Annotated in this window: 24 protein-coding genes; 13 read left to right on the forward strand and 11 right to left on the reverse strand. The window is 61.4% G+C overall.

What is annotated here, in order from left to right; genetic code table 11:
* Nucleotides 1-96 precede the first annotated feature (96 nt).
* From ACN0SO_RS25305 to ACN0SO_RS25345, 9 genes are all read left to right on the forward strand, one after another.
* Entirely contained in the window at nt 97-1539 is a 1443-nt protein-coding gene (locus ACN0SO_RS25305; RefSeq protein ID WP_417682362.1) for a DegQ family serine endoprotease, read from the forward strand.
* A gap of 19 nt (nt 1540-1558) precedes the next feature.
* Nucleotides 1559-2869, forward strand: a complete 1311-nt coding sequence (locus tag ACN0SO_RS25310; protein ID WP_417682364.1) for a replication-associated recombination protein A — start codon at nt 1559-1561, stop codon at nt 2867-2869.
* Nucleotides 2870-3034: 165 nt separating this feature from the next.
* Nucleotides 3035-5434 carry a patatin-like protein gene (locus ACN0SO_RS25315; protein WP_417682366.1) on the forward strand — a complete coding sequence of 800 codons (2400 nt, stop codon included), beginning with the start codon at nt 3035-3037 and terminating at the stop codon, nt 5432-5434.
* A gap of 122 nt (nt 5435-5556) precedes the next feature.
* On the forward strand, nt 5557-6330 hold the full coding sequence (locus ACN0SO_RS25320; RefSeq protein ID WP_417682368.1) for a sterol desaturase family protein: 774 nt from the start codon (nt 5557-5559) through the stop codon (nt 6328-6330).
* Nucleotides 6331-6336: 6 nt separating this feature from the next.
* Nucleotides 6337-7107 (forward strand): sterol desaturase family protein, encoded by a 771-nt coding sequence (locus ACN0SO_RS25325; protein WP_417682370.1) that lies wholly within the window; start codon nt 6337-6339, stop codon nt 7105-7107.
* A gap of 57 nt (nt 7108-7164) precedes the next feature.
* Nucleotides 7165-7947 carry a sterol desaturase family protein gene (locus ACN0SO_RS25330; RefSeq protein ID WP_417682372.1) on the forward strand — a complete coding sequence of 261 codons (783 nt, stop codon included), beginning with the start codon at nt 7165-7167 and terminating at the stop codon, nt 7945-7947.
* Between the two features lie 47 nt (nt 7948-7994).
* A complete protein-coding gene (locus tag ACN0SO_RS25335) occupies nt 7995-8222 on the forward strand; it encodes a hypothetical protein (protein WP_417682374.1) in 228 nt (75 codons plus the stop codon).
* A 13-nt stretch (nt 8223-8235) separates the two neighbouring features.
* A complete protein-coding gene (gene crcB / locus ACN0SO_RS25340) occupies nt 8236-8619 on the forward strand; it encodes a fluoride efflux transporter CrcB (RefSeq protein WP_417682376.1) in 384 nt (127 codons plus the stop codon).
* A gap of 141 nt (nt 8620-8760) precedes the next feature.
* Nucleotides 8761-9765 carry an RluA family pseudouridine synthase gene (locus ACN0SO_RS25345; protein WP_417682378.1) on the forward strand — a complete coding sequence of 335 codons (1005 nt, stop codon included), beginning with the start codon at nt 8761-8763 and terminating at the stop codon, nt 9763-9765.
* A 312-nt stretch (nt 9766-10077) separates the two neighbouring features.
* On the opposite strand, the gene ACN0SO_RS25350 is transcribed toward ACN0SO_RS25345, so the two are convergent.
* From ACN0SO_RS25350 to ACN0SO_RS25365, 4 genes are all read right to left on the reverse strand, one after another.
* A complete protein-coding gene (locus tag ACN0SO_RS25350; RefSeq protein WP_417682380.1) occupies nt 10078-10242 on the reverse strand; it encodes a hypothetical protein in 165 nt (54 codons plus the stop codon).
* Between the two features lie 143 nt (nt 10243-10385).
* Nucleotides 10386-11312: a hypothetical protein gene (locus ACN0SO_RS25355; protein ID WP_417682382.1), complete on the reverse strand. Its 927-nt coding sequence runs from the start codon at nt 11310-11312 to the stop codon at nt 10386-10388.
* A 104-nt stretch (nt 11313-11416) separates the two neighbouring features.
* Nucleotides 11417-12787: an MBL fold metallo-hydrolase RNA specificity domain-containing protein gene (locus ACN0SO_RS25360; protein WP_417682384.1), complete on the reverse strand. Its 1371-nt coding sequence runs from the start codon at nt 12785-12787 to the stop codon at nt 11417-11419.
* Between the two features lie 44 nt (nt 12788-12831).
* Nucleotides 12832-13785, reverse strand: a complete 954-nt coding sequence (locus tag ACN0SO_RS25365) for an LOG family protein (protein WP_417682386.1) — start codon at nt 13783-13785, stop codon at nt 12832-12834.
* A gap of 494 nt (nt 13786-14279) precedes the next feature.
* On the opposite strand from ACN0SO_RS25365, the gene ACN0SO_RS25370 reads away from it, so the two are divergent.
* A complete protein-coding gene (locus ACN0SO_RS25370) occupies nt 14280-15275 on the forward strand; it encodes an HD-GYP domain-containing protein (RefSeq protein ID WP_417682388.1) in 996 nt (331 codons plus the stop codon).
* Between the two features lie 22 nt (nt 15276-15297).
* On the opposite strand, the gene ACN0SO_RS25375 is transcribed toward ACN0SO_RS25370, so the two are convergent.
* The 4 genes from ACN0SO_RS25375 to ACN0SO_RS25390 are packed head-to-tail and all read right to left on the reverse strand — an operon-like array spanning nt 15298 to nt 18767.
* Nucleotides 15298-16197 carry a metal ABC transporter permease gene (locus tag ACN0SO_RS25375; protein WP_417682390.1) on the reverse strand — a complete coding sequence of 300 codons (900 nt, stop codon included), beginning with the start codon at nt 16195-16197 and terminating at the stop codon, nt 15298-15300.
* The gene (locus ACN0SO_RS25380; RefSeq protein WP_417682392.1) at nt 16197-17057 is read right to left on the reverse strand and encodes a metal ABC transporter permease; all 861 of its coding nucleotides are present in this window, start codon (nt 17055-17057) and stop codon (nt 16197-16199) included. The genes ACN0SO_RS25375 and ACN0SO_RS25380 overlap by 1 nt, the downstream gene beginning before the upstream one ends.
* On the reverse strand, nt 17054-17908 hold the full coding sequence (locus ACN0SO_RS25385; protein WP_417682394.1) for a manganese/iron ABC transporter ATP-binding protein: 855 nt from the start codon (nt 17906-17908) through the stop codon (nt 17054-17056). The genes ACN0SO_RS25380 and ACN0SO_RS25385 overlap by 4 nt, the downstream gene beginning before the upstream one ends.
* Nucleotides 17901-18767 carry a metal ABC transporter substrate-binding protein gene (locus ACN0SO_RS25390; RefSeq protein WP_417682557.1) on the reverse strand — a complete coding sequence of 289 codons (867 nt, stop codon included), beginning with the start codon at nt 18765-18767 and terminating at the stop codon, nt 17901-17903. Before ACN0SO_RS25390 ends, ACN0SO_RS25385 begins: the two co-directional genes overlap by 8 nt.
* Nucleotides 18768-18915: 148 nt before the next feature.
* Between ACN0SO_RS25390 and ACN0SO_RS25395 the strand changes: the two genes are divergently transcribed.
* From ACN0SO_RS25395 to ACN0SO_RS25405, 3 genes are all read left to right on the forward strand, one after another.
* Nucleotides 18916-19392, forward strand: coding sequence for a Fur family transcriptional regulator (locus ACN0SO_RS25395; protein ID WP_417682396.1), 477 nt, complete (start codon nt 18916-18918; stop codon nt 19390-19392).
* 97 nt (nt 19393-19489) lie between these two features.
* A complete protein-coding gene (locus ACN0SO_RS25400) occupies nt 19490-20170 on the forward strand; it encodes an HAD-IA family hydrolase (protein WP_417682398.1) in 681 nt (226 codons plus the stop codon).
* Entirely contained in the window at nt 20170-20940 is a 771-nt protein-coding gene (locus ACN0SO_RS25405; protein WP_417682400.1) for an ATP12 family chaperone protein, read from the forward strand. Before ACN0SO_RS25400 ends, ACN0SO_RS25405 begins: the two co-directional genes overlap by 1 nt.
* Nucleotides 20941-21249: 309 nt before the next feature.
* On the opposite strand, the gene mgtE is transcribed toward ACN0SO_RS25405, so the two are convergent.
* The 3 genes from mgtE to ACN0SO_RS25420 all read right to left on the reverse strand — a co-directional run bounded on the left by mgtE (nt 21250) and on the right by ACN0SO_RS25420 (nt 24364).
* Complete coding sequence (gene mgtE / locus ACN0SO_RS25410; RefSeq protein WP_417682402.1) at nt 21250-22665, reverse strand: magnesium transporter; 1416 nt, start codon at nt 22663-22665, stop codon at nt 21250-21252.
* Between the two features lie 94 nt (nt 22666-22759).
* Nucleotides 22760-23494: a peptidase gene (locus tag ACN0SO_RS25415; RefSeq protein ID WP_417682404.1), complete on the reverse strand. Its 735-nt coding sequence runs from the start codon at nt 23492-23494 to the stop codon at nt 22760-22762.
* Nucleotides 23495-23545: 51 nt separating this feature from the next.
* On the reverse strand, nt 23546-24364 hold the full coding sequence (locus ACN0SO_RS25420) for a transglutaminase family protein (RefSeq protein ID WP_417682406.1): 819 nt from the start codon (nt 24362-24364) through the stop codon (nt 23546-23548).
* Nucleotides 24365-24384: the final 20 nt, after the last annotated feature.

A 24384-nucleotide genomic window follows, 5' to 3' on the forward strand; every position in this document is an offset into this window, starting at 1 on the left:
TTTCTTTGCGCTTTGCCATTGCCTCTTTTTGTCCCCATCTGGCATGTATCAGGGCCAGCGACCGGTGCGGATTCGCTCATATTTGGAGAAAGTTTCATGGCAAGGGCAATGTTCAGTGGTGCCTATCGTGTTTCAATCGTTGTCTTGCTCGGGCTGATATTCGGTTTTGCAGGTGCCGCCCAGGCACAGCAGGACAACCGGCAGGTGCCGGCGTCGGCAGCAGAGGTCAAGCTCTCGTTCGCGCCGATCGTCAAGCAGGTCGCACCCGCCGTCGTGAACGTCTATGCCACCCGGAAGGTGGTGGAGCGGCGTTCGGTTTCGCCGTTTTTCAACGATCCCTTTTTTCGCAGGTTCTTCGGCGATAACGGCTCCGGCTTCGGTCAGCCCCAGGAACGGGTGCAGCGCGCCCTCGGGTCGGGCGTGATCATTTCGTCCGACGGAATCGTCATAACCAACCACCATGTGATCAAGGATGCCGATGAGGTCCGGGTGGCCCTGAACGACCGCCGCGAGTTCGACGCGGATATCATCCTCAAGGACGAACGCACCGATCTGGCCGTGTTGAAGATCAAGGGAGACGGTCCGTTCGATTCCGTTCCCTTTGCCGATTCCGACAGTCTCGAGGTAGGGGATATCGTACTCGCCATCGGCAACCCGTTCGGCGTCGGCCAGACCGTGACCCAGGGTATCGTGTCCGCGCTGGCGCGCACCCAGGTCGGCGTCACCGACTATCAGTTCTTCATTCAGACGGACGCAGCGATCAATCCGGGCAATTCCGGCGGCGCGCTGGTGGACATGCACGGCAGGCTGGTCGGCATCAACTCGGCGATCTTCACCCGCTCGGGCGGTTCAAACGGTATCGGGTTCGCCATTCCGGCCCATATGGTTCAGTTCGTTGCCTCCCAGGCGGGGCAGGGCGACAAGATCAAGCGGCCCTGGCTTGGGGCAACGGTGCAGCTGGTGAACGCGGAGATTGCGGATGCCATGGCGCTCGACCGGCCGCGTGGTGTCCTGGTTACCAATGTCTATGAGGGATCTCCGGCGGAGGAGGCGCATTTGCAGGTCGGTGATCTGGTCCTTGCTATCGACGGCAAGGAAGTCTCCGATCCGGATTCCTTCGGCTATCGCTTTGCCACCAAGACGCTGGGCGGGACGGCGACGTTCACCATCGAGCGTGATCAGAAACAGATGGATGTGGATGTCGTGCTGAGACCGGCTCCGGAAACCGTGCCGCGGGATACGCGTGATCTGACGGAATATTCGCCCTTTGAAGGCGCGACGGTCATGAACCTGTCGCCGGCGGTTGCCGATGAGCTGCGTCTCGACGGCGATCCGCAAGGGGTGGTTATTGCCGCGGTGGCACCGAACAGCCCGGCGGCGCGCGTCGGGCTGCGGGTCGGCGATATCGTGCGGGCGGTCAACGAGCAGGAAGTGCAGAGCACCCGGATGCTGGAAGCGATCACCCGGTCGTCGCCACGCCTGTGGCAACTGGCGATCGAGCGCAACGGCAAGGTCAATCGCATCGTCTTGCGCGGATAGGGCATAGGATGGCGCGGCAGTGAGCGATCTTTTCGAAGCTTCGGGTCTTGGTGCGGACGTGGCCCGGCCTCTGGCCGACCGGCTGCGGCCGCAGAAGCTTGCCGATGTGGTGGGGCAGGATCATCTGCTCGGGCCCGAAGGCACGCTGTCGCGCATGCTCAAGAGCCGGACGCTCGGGTCGCTGATCTTCTGGGGGCCTCCGGGGACGGGCAAGACCACCGTTGCCAGGCTGCTGGCAGCGGAAACCGATCTCGCCTTTGAACAGATTTCGGCGATCTTCTCCGGTGTTGCCGATTTGAAGAAGGTTTTCGAGGCCGCCCGGGCGCGCCGGATGGGCGGGCGGTCGACCCTGCTCTTCGTGGACGAGATCCATCGATTCAACCGGGCCCAGCAGGACAGTTTCCTCCCCGTGATGGAAGACGGCACGATCACGCTGGTGGGGGCCACGACGGAAAATCCGTCCTTCGAACTCAATGCCGCGTTGCTTTCCCGCTCCCACGTGATGACGTTCCATTCCCTCAATATCGAGGCGCTTGGGCGGCTGCTGGACCGCGCGGAGGAAGTGGAAGGCAAGCCGCTGCCGCTCGACCAGGAGGCCCGCGCGGTGCTGGTGCGCATGGCGGACGGCGACGGCCGGTCGGCGCTGACATTGGCGGAGGACGTCTGGCGGGCGGCGGATGAAGGTGAGGTGTTCGACGCGGAGCGGCTGCAGGAGATCGTCCAGCGCCGGGCGCCGATCTACGACAAGAGCGCGGATGGCCACTACAATCTGATTTCCGCGCTCCACAAGTCCGTGCGCGGCTCCGATCCGGATGCGGCCCTGTACTGGTTCTGCCGCATGCTCGACGGCGGCGAGGATCCGCTTTATCTGGCCCGCCGGTTGATCCGCATGGCCGTGGAGGATATCGGCCTTGCCGACCCTCATGCGCTGGTGCAGGCCAATGCGGCGCGCGATGCCTACCAGATGCTGGGCTCGCCGGAAGGCGAGCTGGCGCTCGCCCAGACGGTGGTCTATCTGGCGACCGCACCGAAATCCAACGGCGTCTATGTGGCCTACAAGGCGGCCACCCGCAGCGCCAAGACCAGCGGCTCCCTGCTGCCGCCCAAGCATATCCTCAATGCGCCGACGAAGCTGATGAAAGAGGAAGGCTACGGGTCCGGCTATCAGTACGATCACGATGCGCCGGACGGCTTCTCGGGACAGGACTATTTTCCGGAGGATCTCGGGCGTCAGACCTATTACGACCCGCCGGAACGCGGTTTCGAGCGCGAGCTGCGCAAGCGGCTGGAATACTGGAGCAAATTGCGCCGGGAGCGTGGCGGGTCCTGATCCCGTGAACAATCACGCCGGAACATTCGTATGCAACATATCGTGATGCGCAGGCGCGTTGCGGCTCATGTCCAAGCACCCCATCATCCGGTTCTGACGTCAAGCCGCTCTTAAGGAGGCCTGGTGTAAACTGCCACATACTCTGCGGGTGTAGGCGCTAAAGGGATGAAGGAACTCGAGCTTCGGCTGGCTTTTGTGTTTTATGGCGGCGTGTCGCTCGCCATCTACATGCATGGCGTCAGCCGGGAGGTGCTCAATCTGGTCCGCGCCTCCGCTTCGCGGGCCGCCGGTAACGGACGCATCTACGTGACGCCGTCGATGGACAGGCCTGCCTCTCCCTGTGAAAAGGTCTACCGGGACCTTCTCGACCGGATCGCGGGAACGATCGATATCCGCGTCGTTGCCGATGCGATCGCGGGCGCGTCTGCCGGCGGGGTCAACGGCATCATGCTTGCCCGCGCGCTGGCGCATGATCTCCCGCTCGACAGCCACCGGGATCTTTGGCTCAAGAATGCCGACGTGACCGAACTGGCACGGCCCCAGAACGGGTTCTCCCGCTATCTCAAGTCAGGTGTGAGCCCCGTGCTCGACCGGCTGATCTCGCGCCAGTTGAAGGCCCGGATCAAGGATCCCGAGACACGGGAAAAGCTGCGCACCTTCATGCTGTCGCGCTGGTTCAAGCCGCCGTTTTCCGGCTCACGCTACATCGGCTGGATGCTGGATGCCTGTGCGCGGATGGATAGCCACATGGAAGACGGAAAAACCCTGATCCCGCGCGGCCAGACGCTGGACCTGTTCGTGACCCTGACGGACTATTATGGCCAGCGCCGGCGCATCCGCATCGACGACCCCAATTTCATCGAGGAGCTGGATCATCGCCGCATCCTGAATTTCCATGCCATGCACAGGATGCCGGGCGATCTGCAGAGCCAGTTCGGTTCGGACTGTATTCCCGAACTGGTGTTCGCCGCCCGGTCAACCTCCTCCTTTCCGGGCGCCTTTGCCCCGGCGACGGTTTCGGAAATGGATCACGTCCTGAAGAAGGCCCGTCTCCCCTGGCCGAACCGGACGGCCTTTCTGGCCAAGGGACTGGAAATCGATCCCGAGCAGCCCGGCAATCGGTGTTTCGTCGACGGCAGCGTGGTCATGAACAAGCCGTTCGGACCTGTGATCGACGTCATCAAGCAGCGTCCGGCCTCCCGTGAGGTGGCGCGAAGGCTGGTTTATGTGGACCCGTCGCCGGGCGGTGTCGAGGCGGTCGAGGACAACGGGCAGCAAATGCCGAGTTTCTTCCGGACCATCCTGGCTTCACTTGCTCACATCCCGCGCAACGAACCCATCGGCGACGAGCTGAGGGATATCGAAGCCCGCAACCGCCGGGGCCGCTGGCTGGCGGAAACGATTGCCGCGGCCGATCCGGTGGTGGACAAGGCCGTACGCAAGATCCTGCGCGGACGAACCCGGATCAAGGCCGAGGCGCTGACGAAATACCGGGCGCTGGCCAATGCGGATGCTCATACCCAGGCCGGCTATGCCTTCCTGAACTATCAATCGCTCAAGCTGCATGCGGTCTGCGAACGGCTTTCGGAGCTGATCGCAGCCATGGCGGGGCCGACAGGTCGGGCAGAGCGAAAGGATGCGTTGCTTTGGTTGATCGGCGATCATTTTACCAATCTTACCAAGGAAAGCGGGGAGGGGCCGCCTGAACCGGACACGGAGGTCGTTGCCCTTCTGCGCGGCCTCGATGTGGATTATCGCGTCCGGCGTCTGCGCTTTGCCATCCGCAAGCTCAACGGCCTTTACCCACGTGTCCGGGAAGCCGATGCCGGCGGTGAGGCGATCGCCGGTCTGGACCACCTCAAGAGCCGGCTCTACCAGCAGATCGACAATCTCCGCTGGCGCTGGCGCGAAGACTTCTACGGCGCGGACAGCGGGCAACTGGCCAAGGACCTGTGCCAGGCTCTGGCGCAACCAGCTGAAGCGGTTCCGAACAGGGATGTCCTCCTGAAGGCGCTTTTGGAGCATGTCGCCCAGCTCATGGGATTGCAGGATCTCGACCGGATGCAGGATGAGGTGTTTGCGGAACTGACCCAGGACCCGCTGCTCGCGGAGACCGTCGGTCGTGAGCTGACGGAGCGCTATGTCGGCTTTGCCTTCTATGACCTGGTGACCTTTCCGCTGCTGCAGAGCAACGACTTTTCCGAGGTCAGCGAGATCCTGGTCGACCGGATCAGTCCGCGCGATGCCGGCAGTTTCGGCGCGGACGGTTTCGAGCTCAAGGGCGAAAACCTCAATACGTTCGGCGCATTCTTCAACCGGCGCTGGCGCGAGCATGATTACCTGTGGGGGCGCCTGAACGCCGCGGACCGGCTGATCAGCATCGTGCTGTCCGCCGCGGGAGCACAGGTTCTTTCGCCGGAGGAAGAGCAGGCCTTTCGCCACGCGATCTTCACCGCCATTCTGGACGAGGAAGAACCGGTGTTGCGGGCCGATGCAGATCTTATTCCGCAGATCCGGAAGCAAATTGCCGCATTGGCCTGGGAAACGGCCGATTTCTGTATCTAAGCATTCACCACGGTTTGCATTGCAACGCCGGGTGTTTTTATAAAGAGACCATTCAGTTTCTCGAAGCCGGATGGCCGTGCGGGTCAGTCCGGCCGTTCTTCATTCCCACGCGAGGCGTGTTTATGGCATTGGTGGAAAATCCGTTCCTGAACGGCATTCTGGAATTCCTTCTGCTTTTTGCCGCGCTTTATCTGGCAAGCCTCGTCATCCTGTTTTCCGTCGGCCTGACCATGACCGCGCTCAATGCCCGCCATCCGGAGCGGCGCATTCAGAAGCGCACTCCGACCCACACGGCGCTCCAGGATATCAAGTCCTCCACGAGGCAGCTTTCCATCACCAGCACCTGCCTGGCGATCGGGCTCTACGCCCAGTTCAACGGCTGGACCCTGGTGGCGCCGGTGCCGCTCACGTGGTGGTCGGCACCGCTGTTCTTCGTGCTGTCTCTGTTCCTGCATGACACCTGGTTCTACTGGGGCCACCGGATCCTGCACACCAAGGCGTTCTACCGGTTTCACAAGCCGCATCACATGACAATCACGCCAACGGTCTGGTCGAATGATGCCGGCTCTTCGGTGGATACGCTGTTTGCCCATTCCTATTACGCGCTGGTGCTGTTCGTCGTTCCCATGCCGGCGGCGGTCTTTCTCGCTCACCGGGTCTTCGACCAGGTCTCGGCCGCCATCGGTCATTGCGGTTTTGAGCATTTCGCCAGCCCGAGCGCGCGCCGGCCCTGGCCGTTGCTGTGTACGCTCTATCACGATCAGCACCACCAGTATTTCGTCTACAATTACGCCAATTACTTCTCCTTCTGGGACCGGCTGTGCGGCACGGTCCATCCGACCTACGACAAGCGGGTTGCGGAGTTCGAGGGGATCTACGCAGGACGGCGGGACTGACGCGACATGCAGTTATTGCTGGACTATCTGACAGTCTTCGCCGCGATCTATGCGGCCATGCTGGTGGTCTATTTCGCGACCGGTCTGGTCGTGACCGCGATCAACAGGCGCCATCCGGACAGGCGCATCCAGAAGCACCGCGACGGCATGAAGCGGGTCAGGAAGGAGATCCGCGCGTCCCTGTCTGCGCTGGCTACCTCCTCGGTGCTCCTGTCGGCGGGCTATTTTGCCCAGACGCAGGGCTGGACGCTGGTCGCCCCGCTGCCGCTGTCCTGGTGGTCGTTCCCGCTGATGTTCGTCATCTGCATGGTCCTGTTCGACGGCTGGTTCTACTGGGGGCACCGGATCCTGCATTGGCCGTCGCTTTACAAGTGGCACCTGCCGCATCACCGCTCGGTCGCTCCCACGGTGTGGAGCAACGACAGCTCGGCGATCGTCGACACGCTGATCGAGCACGGGTTCTATCTGGTGGTCTGGTTCGTGCTGCCGGTTCCGGCGCTATCGGTGTTCGCCCTGCGTCTGTTCGACCAGATCACGGGTATGGTCGGCCACTCCGGCTTTGAATATTTCGCCTCGAAATCGTCGCGCTGGCCGTCGCCGATGATCTGCACCACCTTTCATGATCTGCATCATTCCCAGTTCCACTATAACTATGGCAACTTCTTCTCCATCTGGGACCGGATGATGGGAACGGTTCACCCTGGCTATGACGCCATGGTCAAGCAGATGGAGACGACAGGCGAGATCCCTGATACGGCTCTTGAAAAGGTGCGCTGATTTGCGCGGATCCTGCCACGGCCTTTCGAGGTACGTTGGCACAAAGCGGAATGGAACATGCTGAAACAGGCCCTCGACATCTTTCTGGATTTCCTGCCCTTCTGGGCGGTGGCCTACGGGGTCAACGTGTTCCTGTATTTCGCCACCGGCTGGGTGCTGGTCAAGATCCAGAACCGGCATCCGGAACGGCGCATCCAGGCCCACAGGCGCGGCGAAAAGCGCAGAGGCAAGGAAATCCGCCAGAGTGTCTGGTCGCTGACGGCGACCTCCGGTTGCCTGGCGGGCGGGGTCTTCCTTTCGGTGCGCGGCTATACGTTCGTGGATCCGCTGCCGCTGACCTGGTGGTCCGTGCCGCTGATGTTCGTCATCTCGGTCATAGCTTTCGACGCCTGGTTCTACTGGGGCCATCGGCTGATGCACACCAAGTGGCTCTACCGCTTCCACGCCGAGCATCACCGCTCTGTAGCGCCGACGGTCTGGAGCACCTATTCCGACGACCTGATCGATGCCTTCGTCATGCAGAGCTATTATCTTTGGGCGGTGCTGTTCCTGCCAATCCCGGCCGCGGTGCTCGTTGCTCACCGGCTGTGGGATCATTTCAACGGCACCATCGGTCACTCGGGTTTCGAGTTCTATGCCTCGCCGATGTCGCGCATGCCGTCGCCCATGGTCTGCGTGACCTTCCACGACCAGCACCATTCGCGCTTCAAGTACAATTTCGCCAATTTCTTTTCTGTCTGGGACCGGCTGTGCGGCACCATCGACCCGAAATACGATGAGCAGGTGAAGAAGTTCGAGGCGATGGGCAAGGACGGCGAAAAGCAGGTCGCCGCCGAATAGGCCGGCCGCGATGTCTCATATCCCTCACCTTTACCCCGTTGCTGCCAATGCTTGAATTTCTCGACAAGATCCCTTTGACCGGACTGCTGCTGTTCGCGATCGTGCTCGGCCTCGCCCCCTTCTTCCCCGAGCCGCATCTGGTGGAAAAGCTGCGCATGCTGGCTCAGGGGCAACTGAAAAAGCCCATCGATATCTTCGATCTTTTCTGGCACACATGGCCGATCGTGCTTGTTATCCTGAAGCTGATCCGAATGCGGCAGACGGGCGCACTCTGAGCAAGAGGGGCTCATGAACCATTTCCTCCTTGTCGCGCTGGGCGGCGGAATCGGCGCGGGCCTGCGCCACCTTGTCGGGCTGTGGACCATCAGAACCTTCGGTCCCGGCTTTCCTTACGGCACGATCACGGTCAATATCGTCGGCTCGCTGATCATGGGGCTGTTCATCGGCTGGCTGGTTCGCCACGGTGTCGGCGGCTCGCAATCGCTGCGCTATTTCGTGGCAACGGGCGTGCTTGGCGGTTTCACGACCTTTTCGGCCTTTTCGCTCGATGTGGCGCTGATGTGGGAGCGCGGCGCCACCCAGGCGGCGGTCGCCTATGTGCTCCTGTCCGTGGCGCTTTCCATTGCCGCCGTTTTCGCCGGCCTGTTCGTGATGCGCCAGTTGGCCGCCTGAGAGGACTGTCTTCAAAGCTCGTTCCGAGGCAGGGCTTTCAAAATTCCCTGAAACCGCCTATACGCAGGGCCAACGACACGCCGGCCTGAGGCCGGCCTATCCGCGCCCGGCCTAAACAGCCTCGCGTGCAAAGAGAACGAAATGTCCGCTATCGACCAGAAAACTGTGACCGCAGACGAAGCGGGCATGCGCCTCGACCGCTGGTTCAAGGTGCATTATCCGGGACTTGGCTTCGGCCGGCTGCAGAAGCTGCTGCGCACCGGACAGGTGCGCGTCGACGGCAAGCGGGTGGAAAGCTCGACCCGGATCGCCAAGGGCCAGATCGTGCGTATTCCGCCGCTCGGCGTGGAACTGACCGCGGACGACACCAAGAACAAAAGACCCAAATCGACCAAGCTGATTGCCGACGACCGCAATGCGGTTGAGGACATGATGCTGTTCGAGGACGACCATGTGATGGTTCTCAACAAGCCGGCGGGACTTGCTGTGCAGGGCGGGTCCGGGCTGAAGCGCCATCTGGACGGCATGCTGGACGCCTTTACCGACCGCAAGGGCAACAAACCGAAGCTGGTGCATCGGCTCGACCGCGAAACCTCGGGCATCATCCTGGTCGCCAAGACGCGCAAGGCGGCCCAGGAGCTTACCAAGGCGTTCCGCCACCGCAACACCCGCAAGATCTACTGGGCGATGCTGGCGGGCGTGCCCAAGCCGAAGCAGGGACGTATCTCCACTTTCCTCGCGCGGTCTGAGGAGATGGAGCGCATGCGCGTGGCGCGACAGGGCGAGGACGACGCCCAGCACGCGGTCTCGCTTTATTCGGTGGTGGAGCAGTCGGCGCAGAAGCTGTCCTGGGTCTCCATGCGCCCCGTGACCGGCCGGACCCACCAGCTCCGAGCCCATGCCGCCCATATTGGCCATCCGATCATCGGCGACGACAAGTATTTCAACATCGAGAACTGGGAGCTGCCCGGCGGCATCCAGAACCGGCTGCACCTGCTTGCCCGCCGGATCGTCATTCCCCATCCTTCGGGCCACGGCGTCATCGACGTCTCCGCCCCTCTGCCGCCCCACATGCAGCAGACCTGGAACCTTCTCGGCTTCGACGCCTCCGACTACGATCCGGACGTTAATGATCCGGATGAGTGAGGAGAGGTCGGCGTAGCCGGCAAAAAGCAAACGATTTTGCTTTTTGAACGACGAACGCCCGGAGGCCCTGGCGGAGGGCATGCGCGTTCCCCGCAGCCGGTCATCTTAGGTATAGAGACGTGACGCGCCACGCCCTCAAACCGTCACCCCGGACTTGATCCGGGGCCTACTCGCCGTGCCGTGTGCCGGAGCTTTGATCAAGAGATTTACGGCTCTGGAATTGAGTGGGTCCCGGGTCTCACTGCGTTCGCCCGGGATGACGCCGAAGAAAGCGCCGACCTCTTTTTCGAGGACGGTGAGTCGCATCCGCCTTTATTGGTAGAGCGCAATCACACCGATGGAGATCACGATCACCATCAACCCGCCAAGCGCCAGCTTCCACGCATCCGACCGCTTCTTCAGCCCCGGCCAGCCGAGCGGCTTGATGATCTGGACCAGGGCCAGGGCAAGCATGAACAGGGCTATGATTTTGGTCAACGGAAGCTCCGGGACGGGGCGGCTGGTCTAGGGAGGATCAATAGAGGGGATAGGCGGGGGTGTCGAGGGGGGTAGAAAGCTCGAAGGCTATTCCCGCCTTTGGCGGCATGCGTAGAACCGGATAACTGCTCTCCAAGCACCTGTCAGGACCGTGGCAGGTGTTCCCTAGTTGGCCAGATAAATTTCTTCACCCGGTTCAATGGGTAAGTCACCTTGGTTACGCTGTTGTTGACGTTACCGACAATCATGGTGACTTCATTTTGGTCGAACGCTGAGACGAACCCGACCAATCCCGTCCGTGCCTCCTCTATTCCTTTTCGGTCAAGTAAACCAAGGGCGCCGACCTCTGGCCCAGGCGAGCTAGTGCCGAAATTGTCAAAACTTGAACACAAAGGAAAGTTTGCGGGGGGCTCGATATTGGACTGAGTAAGCACCCAGCCTACGAAGACGCATCCCCACGGAACGGTTTCGTTTTTCAGGTTTTCTGAAAAGCCTGTCGACGCGAAATATTTGTCGATCTGCGGGTTCGATTCGAGGCCGAGAAATTCCGCTGTTCCGATTTCGGCTTCTGCGATGGCAAGCCAAGGATAATCGCCTGCATTGGCCGTTTTTACTTGCGGCATTATTTGGAACTGATAGCGCGAACAGCCGTCGTTCATGACGATTTCATCGGAATAGGGGTAGTCCTTGACGATGACAAGTTTGGTACAGACCAATTTGTTTGTTTGTCCAACGGTGGTTGCCTGGACATAGAAAGCCCGGTGGGAGATTTCCTTGAAAGTAGCTCGGCCGAAGCCATCGGCATTCCTGGAGACCGGGGCGGTGTGTTCTTCAAGTGGAATGATCTCCACGATAGCACCGTTTACCGGCCTATGCCCCGGATCAGCAAAGACAACAATCTGGACACTGCGGCTACCGGTCCACCGGCTCCAGAGGTCGCCGATCCAAACAAGCGCCTGTTTCCCCGTTTCTTCGAAAAAGGCCGTGCCTGCGATGGAGACAAACGCGATGAATACGCCGGCAACCCAGCGCTTCCATCTGTCCCCCATATTTCGTGGTTGTTCGCGCATGCCGAATACGCCTTCCACTACCTGAAATTGAGGAAAGCTTACTAATATTTGTTTCGCGCAGCTATAGATTGATTAGCTGAGATAACCCGAACGCGTCTGCCACCCTATATCTCATACCGCTGATGCAGCTTCGGCATTTCCACGCGGGTGTGTTTGAGGGCCTTGGCGAAGCTTTCCTTTTCCTCCTGTTCGCCGTGAACGAGGAAGGTGATTTCCGGCTTGCCGGCCTGGCGGTGCCAGGCGAGCAGTTCGGAGCGGCCGGCGTGGGCGGAGAAGCCGTTGATGGTGTGGATCCTGGCCTTGACCGGGATCTCCTTGCCCCACAGGCGGACCGAGCGGGCGCCGTCGACGATGATGCGGGCCAGCGTGCCTTTCGCGGCAAAGCCGACGAAGATGACGCTGCAGTCGGAATGGGCGAGGTTGTGGCGCAGGTGGTGGCGGACGCGGCCGCCGGTGCACATGCCGGAACCGGCCATGAGGATCGCGCCGGAGCGGATCCGGTTCAGCGCCATCGATTCATGGCTTTCGCGGGTGAAGCGCAGGTTGGGAAGCTGGAACGGATCCTGGCCGCTGTTCAGCATCCGTTCGACGTCGGCGCGCATGGCTTCCGGATGGCGGCGGAAGATTTGGGTTGCGGAAATCGCCATGGGCGAATCCAGGAACACGTGCAGGGTGTCCGGGATTTCCTTCCGTTCCATGCCCTCACGCAGGTAGAACAGCAGTTCCTGGGCGCGTTCCAGGGCGAAGGTCGGGATGATGATGTTGCCGCCCCGTTCCTGGGCATCGCGGATGGCATCGTAAAATTCATCGACGGAGGCATTAAGCGGTCTGTGGTCGCGGTCGCCATAGGTGGTCTCTATAACCACGATATCGATGTCTGACGGAGCCTGGTTGTCGCTGAGGAGAGGTCTCTCGTCCGGGCCGAGATCGCCGGAGAAGAGAACGCGCCGTTTGTGGCCTTCTTCCTCGAGCTCCAGCAGGATGCTGGCCGAGCCGAGGATATGGCCGGCATCGACGAAGGTCGCGGAGATGTGGCGGCCCAGGTGGATCGGCTTGTCGTAATCGGCGTTGCGTCCGAACCGGTCCATGGCGTCGAAGGCGTCCATGGTGTCGTAGAGCGGTTCGCTGCCCTTGCCGTGGCGCCGGCGCCGTTTAGCCTCTTCCTCGTGCAGGTGAGCCGAATCGAGCATGACCAGGCGCGCCAGGTCGCGGGTGGCGGCGGTGCAGATGATTTCGCCGCGGAACCCCTGTTTCACCAGCAGCGGAATACGGCCGCAGTGATCGAGGTGGGCGTGGGTCAGGAGCAGGACATCGATCTGGCGCGGGTCGAAACCGAAGGGTTCGGCATTGTCCTCGTTCAGCTCATGGCCGCCCTGGAACATGCCGCAATCGATCAGGATCTTCTTGCCGGCGCAGGTGATCATGTGACAGGAGCCGGTCACCCCTTCCGCCGCTCCGTGAAACGAAATCTCCATGCCTGCCATCTCCCTGATTTGTCGATTGTTTGGGTGTTGAGACGCTATTCCGTGAGCGGCTTCCCGGCAAGTTCATACCAGCGCAGGATGTCGTCCCAGATTTCCTCGGCCGTTTCTGCGTACCAGAACAGGTCCCGGTCTTCCGGGTCGATCACGCCCTCGTCCACCAGGAAATCCGGATCGAACACTTTGCGCCAGTAGTCTTCGCCGACGAGGATCACGGGCACAGGGTCGATCTTGCGGGTCTGGATCAGCGTCAGGGTCTCGAACAGCTCGTCGAGTGTGCCGTAGCCGCCGGGGAAGACCACGAGGGCGCGGGCACGCATGACGAAGTGGAGCTTGCGCAGGCCGAAGTAGTGGAAGCGGTAGCACAGGTCCGGTGTGACGTACGGGTTGGGATATTGTTCGTGGGGCAGGGTGATGTTGAGCCCGACCGTGCGTGCGCCCACATCCGCCGCACCGCGATTGGCCGCCTCCATCATGCCCGGACCGCCGCCGGTGACGACCGCCAGATGATCGCCGACCTTGTGTTCGGCTTCTCCGACGAGCCGGCCGAATTCGCGCGCAATGTCATAGAAGCGGCTCTTGTCGAGCACCCGCCGGGCAATCGCGAGGCGCTGGGCAAGGTCGGCATTTTCCGGATCCCGCTCCAATGCAGTCTGCAGGTCGGCGACCCTGGCCCGCGCGACCGCCGGTTCGGGAACGCGCGTGCTGCCGAAAACGACGATGGAATGGGCGATGCCGTGCTCCCGAAAAAGGGTTTCGGCCTTGGTGTAGTCGAGCTGCAGGCGGATACCGCGGATCTCGTCCCGGTTCAGGAAGTCGACGTCCTCATCGGCCTGCCGGTAGTTCGGGCTGCGCAGGATGGCGGCGATGAGCTCGGGAGCCCTCGGATCCTCGTGGCTGGACTTGGGGGACTCCCAGGGCAGGTCGGTCTGGCGGCACTTCGGCTGGGCGGGGGAAGGTTTGCAGATCGGCGGTACAGGATTTTTGGTCATGTTTCTGGTTTCTCTAACTGAATTCCGCTTCCGGTCCGGGTGCCCACGGGGCAGCCCGGTTCCTGAGTGATCCTATACCAATCCATATACCCAATGACCGGTATTGCTCCGAATGGCGGTGGAACAAGGACGAAAGCCCCAATGGGTTTTGTCGGAGCGGGTATTTCATCGTTTCGGCGAATGGCTTGCCATTTCTCGCTTCGGTTGAGGATCGGATCCGCTCAAACAAACCTTCTTGTTTCCTCCGGTAAAGTTCCTGCCTTGTGATAATTGCGTATAAAATATGCGCAGAAACCGTATTTTAACCCGTAATAATCAGGGTGGTTTTGTTCGCGTGTTTCTAAATCTTTTAATGAATACATTATCTTGCGGAGTTTTCGGAGATGAGAATACTGCTTCTGGTGCCTGAGAGCAGAAATTGTCCGGTTCTCTTTCGTCAATTGGCCCAGTTTTTCGATACAGTACTTATCGGATACGCAGGCGAAGCTCCGATTGTGGCGAAACCGGTGGATTTTATCCTGGCGGATGTCCGAACCTCGAACGCGGTGGCGGTCGCGAACCTGCGTGCCATACTCGATAAGGCAGGCGACAGTCCGAGGATCGGGCTTATCAATTTGGAAAAGCGACAGGAACAGGTTCAGGCCAAGGCACTTGGTTTCGCTGAGCTCTGGAATGAGGATATTTCCCTCCAGGACGCGCTGGAGCAGATGCGGTCGCAGATCGGAGACTATTCCGTGCCGGATCTTCCGGCAGATACGCCGGTGGCGACCCGTATCTCCGTCGAACGGCTTTGCGCGACCCTGGACCAGATCGCCCTGTCGGTCATGTTGGACACTCAACTGCCGGTTACCCGGATGGCCGAGACGGTTCAACTGACGTTGAGCGCGCTGCAGTCGGACGGGCTTGGCGCATGGATGTCTGCGGTGCAGGGGCATCACAGCCATACCTTCCGCCATTCGATGATGGTAACCGGATATGCCATCGCCTTTGCCAAACATCTCGGTGCGTCGGCTGAAGATCTCGCATTACTTGGCGTCGGTGCCATCGTTCACGATGTGGGCAAGGTGCGTATTCCGCTTTCTATTCTGGACAAGCCGGGGAAACTGACGCGTGAGGAGTTCGTCCAGGTGAAAAAACACCCGGTTTATTCCCGCATGATTTTGAAAGGCCGGCCTGAAATCTGTCCCGATGTTCTCGATCTTGCGGTTCACCACCATGAATATCTGGACGGGAGCGGCTATCCGGACGGCTTGTCCGCAAACGAGATCGACCGGCGGGTCCGTATGCTCACCATTTGCGATATCTATTCGGCTCTGACGGAAGAACGGGCGTACAAGAAGGCATTCAGTTCCCGCCTGGCTTTTGCGACGCTTCTGGAGATGGGCAGCAAGATCGACCAGGACCTGTTGCAGAAATTCCGACCCATCGCCTTTCGAACGGATCTTGGCGAAGTCCGGCGGAGTGCCGCTCCGACCGCGAAGACAGGTTGAGACACGGCGTCTCCGGAACATATCATGGCTGTTTTTGCATCCGGACCTGCGGTTCATCAGCGTCTTCCGGAACCGCTGCGGGCCGGGTGGTGTTGCGGGCCGTCAGGCGGGTGCGCCAGGCCAGGGCGGCGATGAAGAGCGCCGTCAGGATCAGGACGATGGTCGGGGCAGGCGCGCTGTCGATCCAGAAACTGACATAAATGCCGGATACCCCTGCAAATAGCGCCATGGCCACTGCGGCCAGGAGCATCGCTGCGAAACGGCGGGTCAGCAGGAAGGCGATGGCGCCGGGAGCAATCAGGAAAGCGACCGACAGGATGATCCCCACGGAGGAGAGCATGGCCACGATGGTTGCCGACAGGATCATCAAAAGCCCGTAGTGAATGGCATTGGCGGGCAGCCCCACCATGCGCGCCTGTATCGGGTCGAAGGCATGGGCCAGCACATCGGGCCATTTCACCCAGAGGATCAGGGCAACCGGCACAGCAATCAGTCCGGCCGTCCACAGATCCCCGGCGCCAACGCCCAGCATGTTGCCGAACAGGATGTGGTCGAGATGTATTTCGCTTTCTATGCTGGTGTAGATCACGATGCCGAGCCCGAACATGCCGGAAAAGACCACGCCCATGACCGTGTCCTGCTTGACCCGCGAGTGGTCCTTGATGAAGCCGGTGGCGATAGCCGTAAAGAGCCCGGCGAGAAAGGCCCCGAACACTAGAGGCACGCCGGCGATATAGGCCAGGACCACGCCCGGCAGGACAGCGTGACTGACCGCGTCGCCCATGAGCGACCAGCCCTTGAGGACGAGAAAGCACGACAGCATCGCCGCTGCCGGAGCAATCAGCACCGTTATCAGAAAAGCCTTCTGCATGAAGGGGAATTGCAGCGGCAGCAGCGCCAGATCCATCACGCCGTCGCCCATCAGACCGTCTCCTTCAAGGCGGCGCGGACGCGACGGCGGGCGGCCAGGGTGCCGTGCTTGGGCGCGAAGACGAAGGCGAGCACAAACAGCAAAGTCTGCAGACAGACGATGACGCCGCCTGTGGCCCCGTCGAGAAAGTAGCTGAGATAGGCCCCGACCGCGCAGGTGACGGCGCCGATGGCGACGGAAAGTGCGATCAGGCGGGGAAACCGGTCGGTCAGCAGGTAGGCCGTGGCGCCGGGCGTGACCACCAGGGCGATCACGAGAAAGGCGCCGACGGTCTGCATTGCGGCAACGGTGGAGGCGGCGAGCAGGGTGAAAAAGACAATCCGGAGAGCTTCCGGATTCAGCCCGATCGAACGGGCGTGGCCTTCGTCGAAAAAGACGGCCAACAGATCGCGCCACTTGGCAAGAAGAACCACCAGCGACACGCCGCCGATCAGGACCAGTTGGAGCGTATCGGACGGGGTGATGGCCAGGATGTTGCCCATGGTGATGGTCTGGATCGAAACGGCCATGGGCTTGAGCGAGACCATGAACAGTCCAAGTCCGAAAAAGGAGGTGAAGATCAGTCCGATCACCGCATCCTCCTTGAGCCCGGAGCGGGAGCGCAGGAACAGCATCGCCAGGGCCGCGAGCCCGCCGGACAGGAAGGCGCCGATGGAAAAAGGCAGCCCGAGCATGTAGGCGCCGGCGACACCGGGTACGATGGAATGGGACAATGCATCGCCGATCAGCGACCAGCCCTTGAGCATCAGATAGGCTGACAGGAAGGCGCAGACCGCGCCGACCAGGGCCGACACCCAGATGGCATTGGTCATGTAGCCGTAGGAAAAGGGCTCAAGCAACAGGTCGATCACGGAACCTTTTCCTCTGTGGTCTGATGCCGGTCGTCGTAAAAAACCGCGGCGCGCTCGTCATCGGTGAAGACCTCGACCCGGCGGGCGTCCGCGTCCTCATGCAGGGTCTCGCCGCCGAGAACGAAGTGGCGTAATACGCCGCCGAAGGCTATGCGCAGGTTTTCCGGGGTGAAGATTTCTTCGGTCGGTCCATGGGCCAGGATTGTCCCCTTGACCAGAACCACCCGGTCGCAGAATTCCGGAACCGAGCCGAGGTTGTGGGTCGCAACCAGCATCACCCGGCCTTCCGCGCGCAGCGTTCGCAGCAGAGCGATGATCTGCTCCTCCGTCTTGACGTCGACGCCGGTGAACGGTTCGTCGAGAAGAATGACCTTTGCATCCTGCGCCAGGGCTCTTGCCAGAAACACGCGCTTTTTCTGTCCGCCCGACAATTCGCCGATCTGGCGGTGGCGGAAGTCGGTCATGTTGACCCGTGCCAGAGCGGCTTTGACCGCCTCATGATCTGCCGCGCGCGGGCGGCGCAAAAAGCCCATGTGGCCAAAGCGGCCCATCATGACCACGTCCTCGACCAGAACCGGAAAGGACCAGTCGACCTCTTCGGCCTGGGGGACATAGGCGATCGTTTGGGCTTTCAGAGCTTGCCTGACCGGCTGGCCAAGGATTTCGACCTGTCCTTTGGAGACGGGTACGAAATTCATCAGCGCCTTGAACAGGGTCGACTTGCCGGCGCCGTTGACCCCGACCAGTGCGGTAATCGTGCCGGTGGGAATGGAAAAGGAGGCGTCGGTCAGGGCGGTGTGACCGTTGCGATAGGTGACGGTCAGACCTTCCGCCCGGATGCCATCACTCATGGGTCAGACCTTTCACGATGGTCTCGGAAGTGACGCGCAGCAGATCCAGATAGGTCGGGACCGGCCCATCCGGTTCGCTGAGGCTGTCCACATAAAGCACGCCGCCGTATCGGGCGCCGGTTTCCCGGGCGATCTGCCTGGCGGGTTTGTCGGACACCGTGGATTCGGAGAAGACGACGCCGATGTCGTGGTCGCGCACCTGGTCAATGACCTTGCGGACCTGTTGGGGGGTGCCTTGAGCGTCGGCATTGATCGGCCAAAGATACAGTTCCCTGAGTCCGAAATCGCGGGCGAGGTAGGAAAATGCTCCTTCGGAGGTCACCAGCCAGCGCTTGTCCTCAGGCAGCGCCCGGGCCGCTTCCCGCAGTGGGCCGACGGTGTCACCGATCTGTTTCTTGTAGCGTTCCGCATTGGCCTGGTAGACGGCCGCATTGGCCGGATCGGCGCTCACCAGCGCATTGCGGATGTTATCCACGTAGACAAGGGCGGTATCGAGGGCCATCCAGGCATGGGGGTTGGGTTTGCCTTCGTAGGTGCCCCCTGAAATCGCCATCGGCTCGACACCGTCGGAGACCACGGCGTCCGGCACGTCGCTCAGGTTGGAGAAGAACTGCTCGAACCAGCGCTCCAGGTTCATCCCGTTCCACAGGATCAGATCGGCACCCTGGGCACGCAGCAGGTCGCGCGGGGTCGGCTGATAGCCGTGGATCTCCGCTCCAGGCTTGGTAATCGAGACGACGTCGGCGGCGTCGCCCGCAACGTTCTGCGCCATGTCGGCAATGACGGTGAATGTCGTGACCACCTTGAGCTTGTCCGCGGCCCGGGAAGGGGCAACCCCAAGGACAAACAATACGGTCATGAAGCCTATCAGGGCGCGTGTGGCGAACATCATCCTCTCCTGCAGTGTCCACTATATGCATCTGGGAATGATTTGCATTTGTCAATGCCAGTTGCGAATGATTTGCAAAAAGTCTTGCGTGGTCCGATCCGCTATGCAAAAAAAACGCATGACGAAAACGCAGGAAAGAGCCGAACGGCTGACCCGGGCCCTTCGGGATGCAGGAGTTCGGATCACGCGCCAGCGGACGGCGCTCTTGAACGTTCTGGCGGAAGCGGATGACCACCCGGATGCGGTGGAACTGCATCGGCGCAGCGAAGAACAGGTGCCGGGGATCTCCCTTTCGACCGTTTATCGCACGCTCAGCGCTCTGGAAGATCAGGGGGTGATCCAGCGCCATCAGTTCGAAGGCGATGCGGCCCGGTTCGAACATGCGGAAACGGAGCACCACGACCACATGATCGATGTGGATACGGGCAAGGTCATTGAGTTCTGCTCCGACCGGATCGAACGCCTTCAGGCCGAAATCGCCGCCGAAATGGGCTATGAGATCGTCCATCACCGCATGGAGCTTTATGTTCGCAAGAAGGGGCGCGACGGCAGCGTATCCGCGGACGGCTGTCGCGAGGATGGGGCGCAGGACTGACAAAACGCGGCGGAGCGGACCTCGGCTCTTGACCCGGTTCTGAAAACCCGCCACATGCGGGGCTTGAGACACGAGCCCTTAAGAGCATTGTAATTCCATGTATCTCGTCATCTTCGATTGCGACGGCACGCTGGTGGACAGCCAGGAGACCATCCTGCACGGGCTGGAGGTCGGGTTTGCTGCGGCCGGGTTGCCGATGCCGGAACGGCGCATGGCGCTTTCCATCGTCGGCCTGTCGCTGGAACGGGCGTTTCTGACGCTGGTGGGACCGGAGAACAGCCATCACGTGACGACGATGGCCGATGCCTACCGGACGTCGAAGGTGGAGCGGCGGGGGCAGGGGCTGGATCTCGATCCGCTTTACCCCGGGACCATGGACGTACTCGACCGGCTGGCGGCGCGCGATGACGTGCTGCTGGGCGTCGCCACCGGCAAGGCGCGGCGCGGTGTCGACCACATGGTCGAGGTACACGGGCTGCACGACCGGTTCGTTACCATCCAGACGGCGGATACATCGCCCTCCAAGCCTCATCCGGATATGATCCTGCAGGCGCTTGCGGAAACCGGGACGGAGGCCGCCAACACGGTCATGATCGGCGATACATCCTTCGATATGGAAATGGCGGTTGCCGCAAACGTGCGCGGCATCGGGGTCACCTGGGGCTATCACGACAGGCCGCGGCTGGAAGGGGCGGGGGCTGCCCGTGTGATCGATCATTTCGACGAACTCGATGGCGCACTGGAACAGCTTTTCGGTTTTGACAGGGAAACGGCGTGATGCGCGATTTGCGTGAAACACTTGCGGATGATGTAGCGAAGGATCCGGAACAGCGGGCGCGGGAATTGTCCCGGCCCCAGTTGCCAAAACGATTCTACGAACGTGCGGAACATGCTGAAACCGAAGGCGGTTTTGCAATTCACCTGGACGGCCGGCCGGTAAAGACGCCGGGCAAGGCTGTGCTCGTCCTGCCGAGCGAGGCGCTGGCGCGGGCGGTGGCGGCGGAATGGGCGGCGCAGGAAAAGGAAATCAATCCGGCCAACATGCCGCTGACGCGGATTACGAATTCCGCAATCGATGCGGTCGCGGTGAAATTTGGCGAAGTCGCCGATGAGATTGCCCGGTTCTGCGGCACCGATGCGCTCTGCTACCGCGCCGACGATCCGGAAACGCTCGTCCAGCGCCAGATGGAGCTATGGGATCCGGTGCTTGCCCGGGCGGAAGATGTGCTCGGCAGCCGGTTCGTCCTGATCGGCGGCATCATTCATCAGGATCAGCCGGAAGACCTTCTGAAAGCCTTCCGTGCGCGGCTCGACAATCTTTCCCCGCTACAGCTTGCGGCCCTCCACACCGCGACCACGCTCTCCGGCTCTGCCGTTCTTGCGCTCGCGGTCTTCGAGGGATGGCTCAGTGCCGATGACGCCTGGCAGGCCGCCCACGTGGAAGAGGACTTCAACATCGAACGCTGGGGCAAGGACGCCGAAGCTGCCGCCATCCGCGCCTACAAGCGCAGGGAGTTCGACGCGGCGGTGCTGATCCTGAAGGGGTGAGGAGGCGGGCGAGATTGCCAAACTTGTTCGCCGTCATTCCAGACAAACGCAGTGAAGCTGCGTGCCGATCTGGAATCCTGTGTGTTTGAACTGTGCTTAGGTGTGTCCTATTCTTGATTGAAATCGGTGCTCGCCGACGCTCGCGCTGTCAGCTGGATTGCGGATCTCGCGACACGCTTGCAGCGTGCGCGGTCCGGAATGACGTGAAAAGAACAAACTTCTGCCCGCCCGGCCCTTCGCTAGGGCTCAGGGCGTTCGGCGCTCAAAAAGCAAAATCGTTTGCTTTTTGCCGGCTGGGCCGGACGCGCCTCACCCCAGATAAAACGTCGTTGCCATCAGGAAGAACACCAGAACGCCGAGGACGTCGTTGGTAGAGGTGATGAAGACGCCGGTGGCCATGGCCGGGTCGATGCCGAACTTGTCGAGCACGATGGGAATGGTGGCGCCGACCATGGCGGCGAGTGTGGTGACGCAGAGCAGGGAGAGCGACGTGGCAAGCGCCAGGTGCACCGGGTCGGCGATGGGGATCACCGTCGAGGCGATCAGCACCAGCATGGCGAGGATGCAGCCGGCGATGGCGCCGTTTGCAAGCGCGGCGATCAATTCCTTTAAGAGCCGGAAGGCGATGTCGCCGGACCACAGCGCGCCGGTCGCAATCCCCTGGACAGCGACGGCGGAAGCCTGAAGCCCCGCGTTGCCGGCCATGGACATGGTGACCGGAATAAAGGCGGCGAGAATGGCGGCGGTGGAAAGCTGGTGCTCGAAGGAGCCGACCACACTGGCGGCAATGCTCGAGCCGATCAGGCCGGCAAGCAGCCAGGGCAGGCGGCCGCGCATGATCTTCAACACCGTGTCGTCGGCCTTGGCCTCCGACGACACACCGCTCATCAGAAGCATGTCTTCGTTGGCCTCTTCGGAGGCGATGCGGGCCATCTGCTTCGGCGTGATCCGGCCGATCAGCTGGCCGTCCGCATTGAGGACGGGCACGGTGTGCATGTCCCGCTTGCGCGCCAGGCGGAGCACTTCCTCCTGGTCGGTTTCGGCGGAGACGGCCAGAAAGTCGCGGTTCATGATTTCCGCCAGGGTCGCTTTCGGCGGCGACAAGAGCAGCTTTCCGACTGCGATGGTGCCGGTCAGACCGCCTTCGTCGTTCAGCACGTAGACAGTGTAAATCTTTCGAATTCGATCTGCTTCGGCCCGGATCAGCGCGGCGGCGTCCTCCACCGTGCAGGTTTCCGGCAGGGCGACGAACTTGCGGGCCATGATGCGGCCGGCGCTGTCGTCCGCGTAGGATTCGAAGCCGGCGACCGCTTCCACATCGGGCAGGCGCTCTGCCAGCGTCTCGGCGACTTCGTCCGGGAAGTCGTTGAGCATTTCCGCAGCGTCGTCCGGGTCGAGGCCGGCGAGAATGTCGCGGAACTGCTCGAGGGTGGATTCCTCCATCAGGATGGAGCGGAATTCCGGCCTCAGTTCGGCAATCACCTTGATGGACGGATTGGAGGGCAGCCATCTGAACAGCTTGCGCGCCTGCTTCAGCCGCAGGCGAACCAGCAACTGCATGACGTCGATCGGATCCCAGCGCTTCATCAGATCGACGAGGGCGATACGCTCGCCGGCCTTGATCATCTGCCGGATCCTGGTCAGCGTCTCGTCATTGGCCTCGAGCGGCTCCTGTGCCGGCTCGCGATGCCAGACGAGGGATTCGAGCTCATCGGTGACCGTCATCGCACGCTCCAGGGCTGTTTCTTGCCGGCTTTTATCGATTGGTCATGACAGATCGCTGAAGGCCATGCCGAATGCCTGACGGCGTTCCGCCAGATCAGACTTCCAGCTCCTCGATTTCGGTGAAGGCGTCGCGGAGCGCGTCGGACCAGGCCTTTGACAGCTTGCGGAAATAAGGATCGTCCTTCTCGATCCGCAACTGGCGCTCAGCGGAAAAGCTGTCCTTGTTGTAGAGCAGCAGGTCGATCGGCAGGCCGACGGAAAGATTGGAGCGCAAGGTGGAATCGAAGGACAGCAGGATCATCTTCGCGCCTTCGCCCAGGCGCATGTCGGCATAGGTCACCCGGTCCAGGATCGGCTTGCCGTACTTGTGCTCGCCGATCTGCAGGTAGGGCGTGTCGTCGCTCACCTCGATGAAGTTGCCGGCGGAATAGACCTGGAACAGGCGTGGATCCTCGCCCTTGATCTGGCCGCCCAGGATGAAGGTAACGGAGAAGTTTTCAGCGCTCGCCTCCAGAGCCTCTCCGTCGATCGCGCGCACCTCGCGCACTGCGCTGCCGACGAGCCGGGCGGCCTGGAACATGGTGTCCACGTTCATCAGGGTGGCGCGGTTGCCGTCGAGGCCGCCGGCGATATGTTCGGTCAGGATGGACACCACCGCCTGGGTCACGGCGAGGTTGCCGGCCGATAACAGGGTGATCACCCGGTCTCCCGGCTTTTCCCAGACATGCAGCTTTTTGAAGGTCGAAACGTTATCGACGCCGGCATTGGTGCGCGTATCGGCGGCGAACACAAGGCCACGGTCGAGTTTCAGTCCAACGCAATAGGTCATCTTCGTTTCTCACAGACCTTGTCAGGCCGCCCGCGGGCAACCCCGGTTGCCCTATTGCTGTTGCTGGCTCGTGGCCTGTTCCACGTCCACTTCGACACCCATGTTTTCTTCCTGGCCGCCAAACCGGATGCCGCGTATGGGAGCAGCGGAACGCGAATCCAAGCCAACGGTCAAGCGAATATAGCGATCCGTGGGGCAGATACCATTGGATATGTCGAAGCCGACCCAGCCGAGATCGGCTACGAAGGCTTCCGCCCAGGCATGATGGGCCTCCGACGACTGCTCGTCCTCCAGGAGGAGATAGCCGGACACATAGCGCGCCGGCACCTCGATCGAGCGGCAGGCGGCGATGAAGAGATGCGCATGGTCCTGACACACGCCGACGCCGTTCGCCAGCGCGGAGGCGGCGGTTGCGTGGGTCTCGGTGACGCCGACCTTGTAGTCGACCTTGTCGCGGATCGCATGCATCAGTTCGTGCAGACCGGCGATCAGGTCGTCTTTTTCGGCGTGGGCGGCAAGGCGGCGGATTGCCTGGTTGGCTTTTGTTTGCGGCGTGAACCGTGTGAAGATCCGGGCCGGCGCGGAGGTGCCGTTTTCGAGGCCGATCACGCCGTTGACGTCAAAGGTGTCAACCGTCCCGGAGGCAGTGATTTCGACCTCTTCCGACATGCCATCGGCGGAGATCATATGCACAAGATTGCCGAAGGCGTCCTCGTAGGACGTTGCCCGGTCAATGCCGGGTGCCTCGATTTTCCAGTCGACAACAGTCTGGCCCGGGCCGGTCTTCGGCGTCAGGCGGATTTGCTGCATCGCATTGGCAAGCGGGGTGTCGTACCGGTAATGGGTCTTGTGCCGAACGGTCAGTCGCATATCGAATATCGGCTCCCGTT

It is taken from the genome of Roseibium sp. (assembly GCF_048260565.1).
Lineage (GTDB): Bacteria > Pseudomonadota > Alphaproteobacteria > Rhizobiales > Stappiaceae > Roseibium.

Excerpts from the sequence above, each read along its gene's own strand:
- ACN0SO_RS25305 (WP_417682362.1), top strand. The coding sequence starts at position 97 with ATGGCAAGGGCAATGTTCAGTGGTGCCTATCGTGTTTCAATCGTTGTC.
- ACN0SO_RS25315 (WP_417682366.1), top strand. The coding sequence starts at position 3,035 with ATGAAGGAACTCGAGCTTCGGCTGGCTTTTGTGTTTTATGGCGGCGTG.
- ACN0SO_RS25320 (WP_417682368.1), top strand. The coding sequence starts at position 5,557 with ATGGCATTGGTGGAAAATCCGTTCCTGAACGGCATTCTGGAATTCCTT.
- ACN0SO_RS25325 (WP_417682370.1), top strand. The coding sequence starts at position 6,337 with ATGCAGTTATTGCTGGACTATCTGACAGTCTTCGCCGCGATCTATGCG.
- ACN0SO_RS25330 (WP_417682372.1), top strand. The coding sequence starts at position 7,165 with ATGCTGAAACAGGCCCTCGACATCTTTCTGGATTTCCTGCCCTTCTGG.
- ACN0SO_RS25335 (WP_417682374.1), top strand. The coding sequence starts at position 7,995 with ATGCTTGAATTTCTCGACAAGATCCCTTTGACCGGACTGCTGCTGTTC.
- crcB (WP_417682376.1), top strand. The coding sequence starts at position 8,236 with ATGAACCATTTCCTCCTTGTCGCGCTGGGCGGCGGAATCGGCGCGGGC.
- ACN0SO_RS25345 (WP_417682378.1), top strand. The coding sequence starts at position 8,761 with ATGTCCGCTATCGACCAGAAAACTGTGACCGCAGACGAAGCGGGCATG.
- ACN0SO_RS25355 (WP_417682382.1), bottom strand. The coding sequence starts at position 11,312 with ATGCGCGAACAACCACGAAATATGGGGGACAGATGGAAGCGCTGGGTT.
- ACN0SO_RS25360 (WP_417682384.1), bottom strand. The coding sequence starts at position 12,787 with ATGGAGATTTCGTTTCACGGAGCGGCGGAAGGGGTGACCGGCTCCTGT.
- ACN0SO_RS25365 (WP_417682386.1), bottom strand. The coding sequence starts at position 13,785 with ATGACCAAAAATCCTGTACCGCCGATCTGCAAACCTTCCCCCGCCCAG.
- ACN0SO_RS25375 (WP_417682390.1), bottom strand. The coding sequence starts at position 16,197 with ATGGGCGACGGCGTGATGGATCTGGCGCTGCTGCCGCTGCAATTCCCC.
- ACN0SO_RS25385 (WP_417682394.1), bottom strand. The coding sequence starts at position 17,908 with ATGAGTGATGGCATCCGGGCGGAAGGTCTGACCGTCACCTATCGCAAC.
- ACN0SO_RS25390 (WP_417682557.1), bottom strand. The coding sequence starts at position 18,767 with ATGACCGTATTGTTTGTCCTTGGGGTTGCCCCTTCCCGGGCCGCGGAC.
- ACN0SO_RS25395 (WP_417682396.1), top strand. The coding sequence starts at position 18,916 with ATGACGAAAACGCAGGAAAGAGCCGAACGGCTGACCCGGGCCCTTCGG.
- ACN0SO_RS25400 (WP_417682398.1), top strand. The coding sequence starts at position 19,490 with ATGTATCTCGTCATCTTCGATTGCGACGGCACGCTGGTGGACAGCCAG.
- ACN0SO_RS25405 (WP_417682400.1), top strand. The coding sequence starts at position 20,170 with ATGCGCGATTTGCGTGAAACACTTGCGGATGATGTAGCGAAGGATCCG.
- mgtE (WP_417682402.1), bottom strand. The coding sequence starts at position 22,665 with ATGACGGTCACCGATGAGCTCGAATCCCTCGTCTGGCATCGCGAGCCG.
- ACN0SO_RS25415 (WP_417682404.1), bottom strand. The coding sequence starts at position 23,494 with ATGACCTATTGCGTTGGACTGAAACTCGACCGTGGCCTTGTGTTCGCC.
- ACN0SO_RS25420 (WP_417682406.1), bottom strand. The coding sequence starts at position 24,364 with ATGCGACTGACCGTTCGGCACAAGACCCATTACCGGTACGACACCCCG.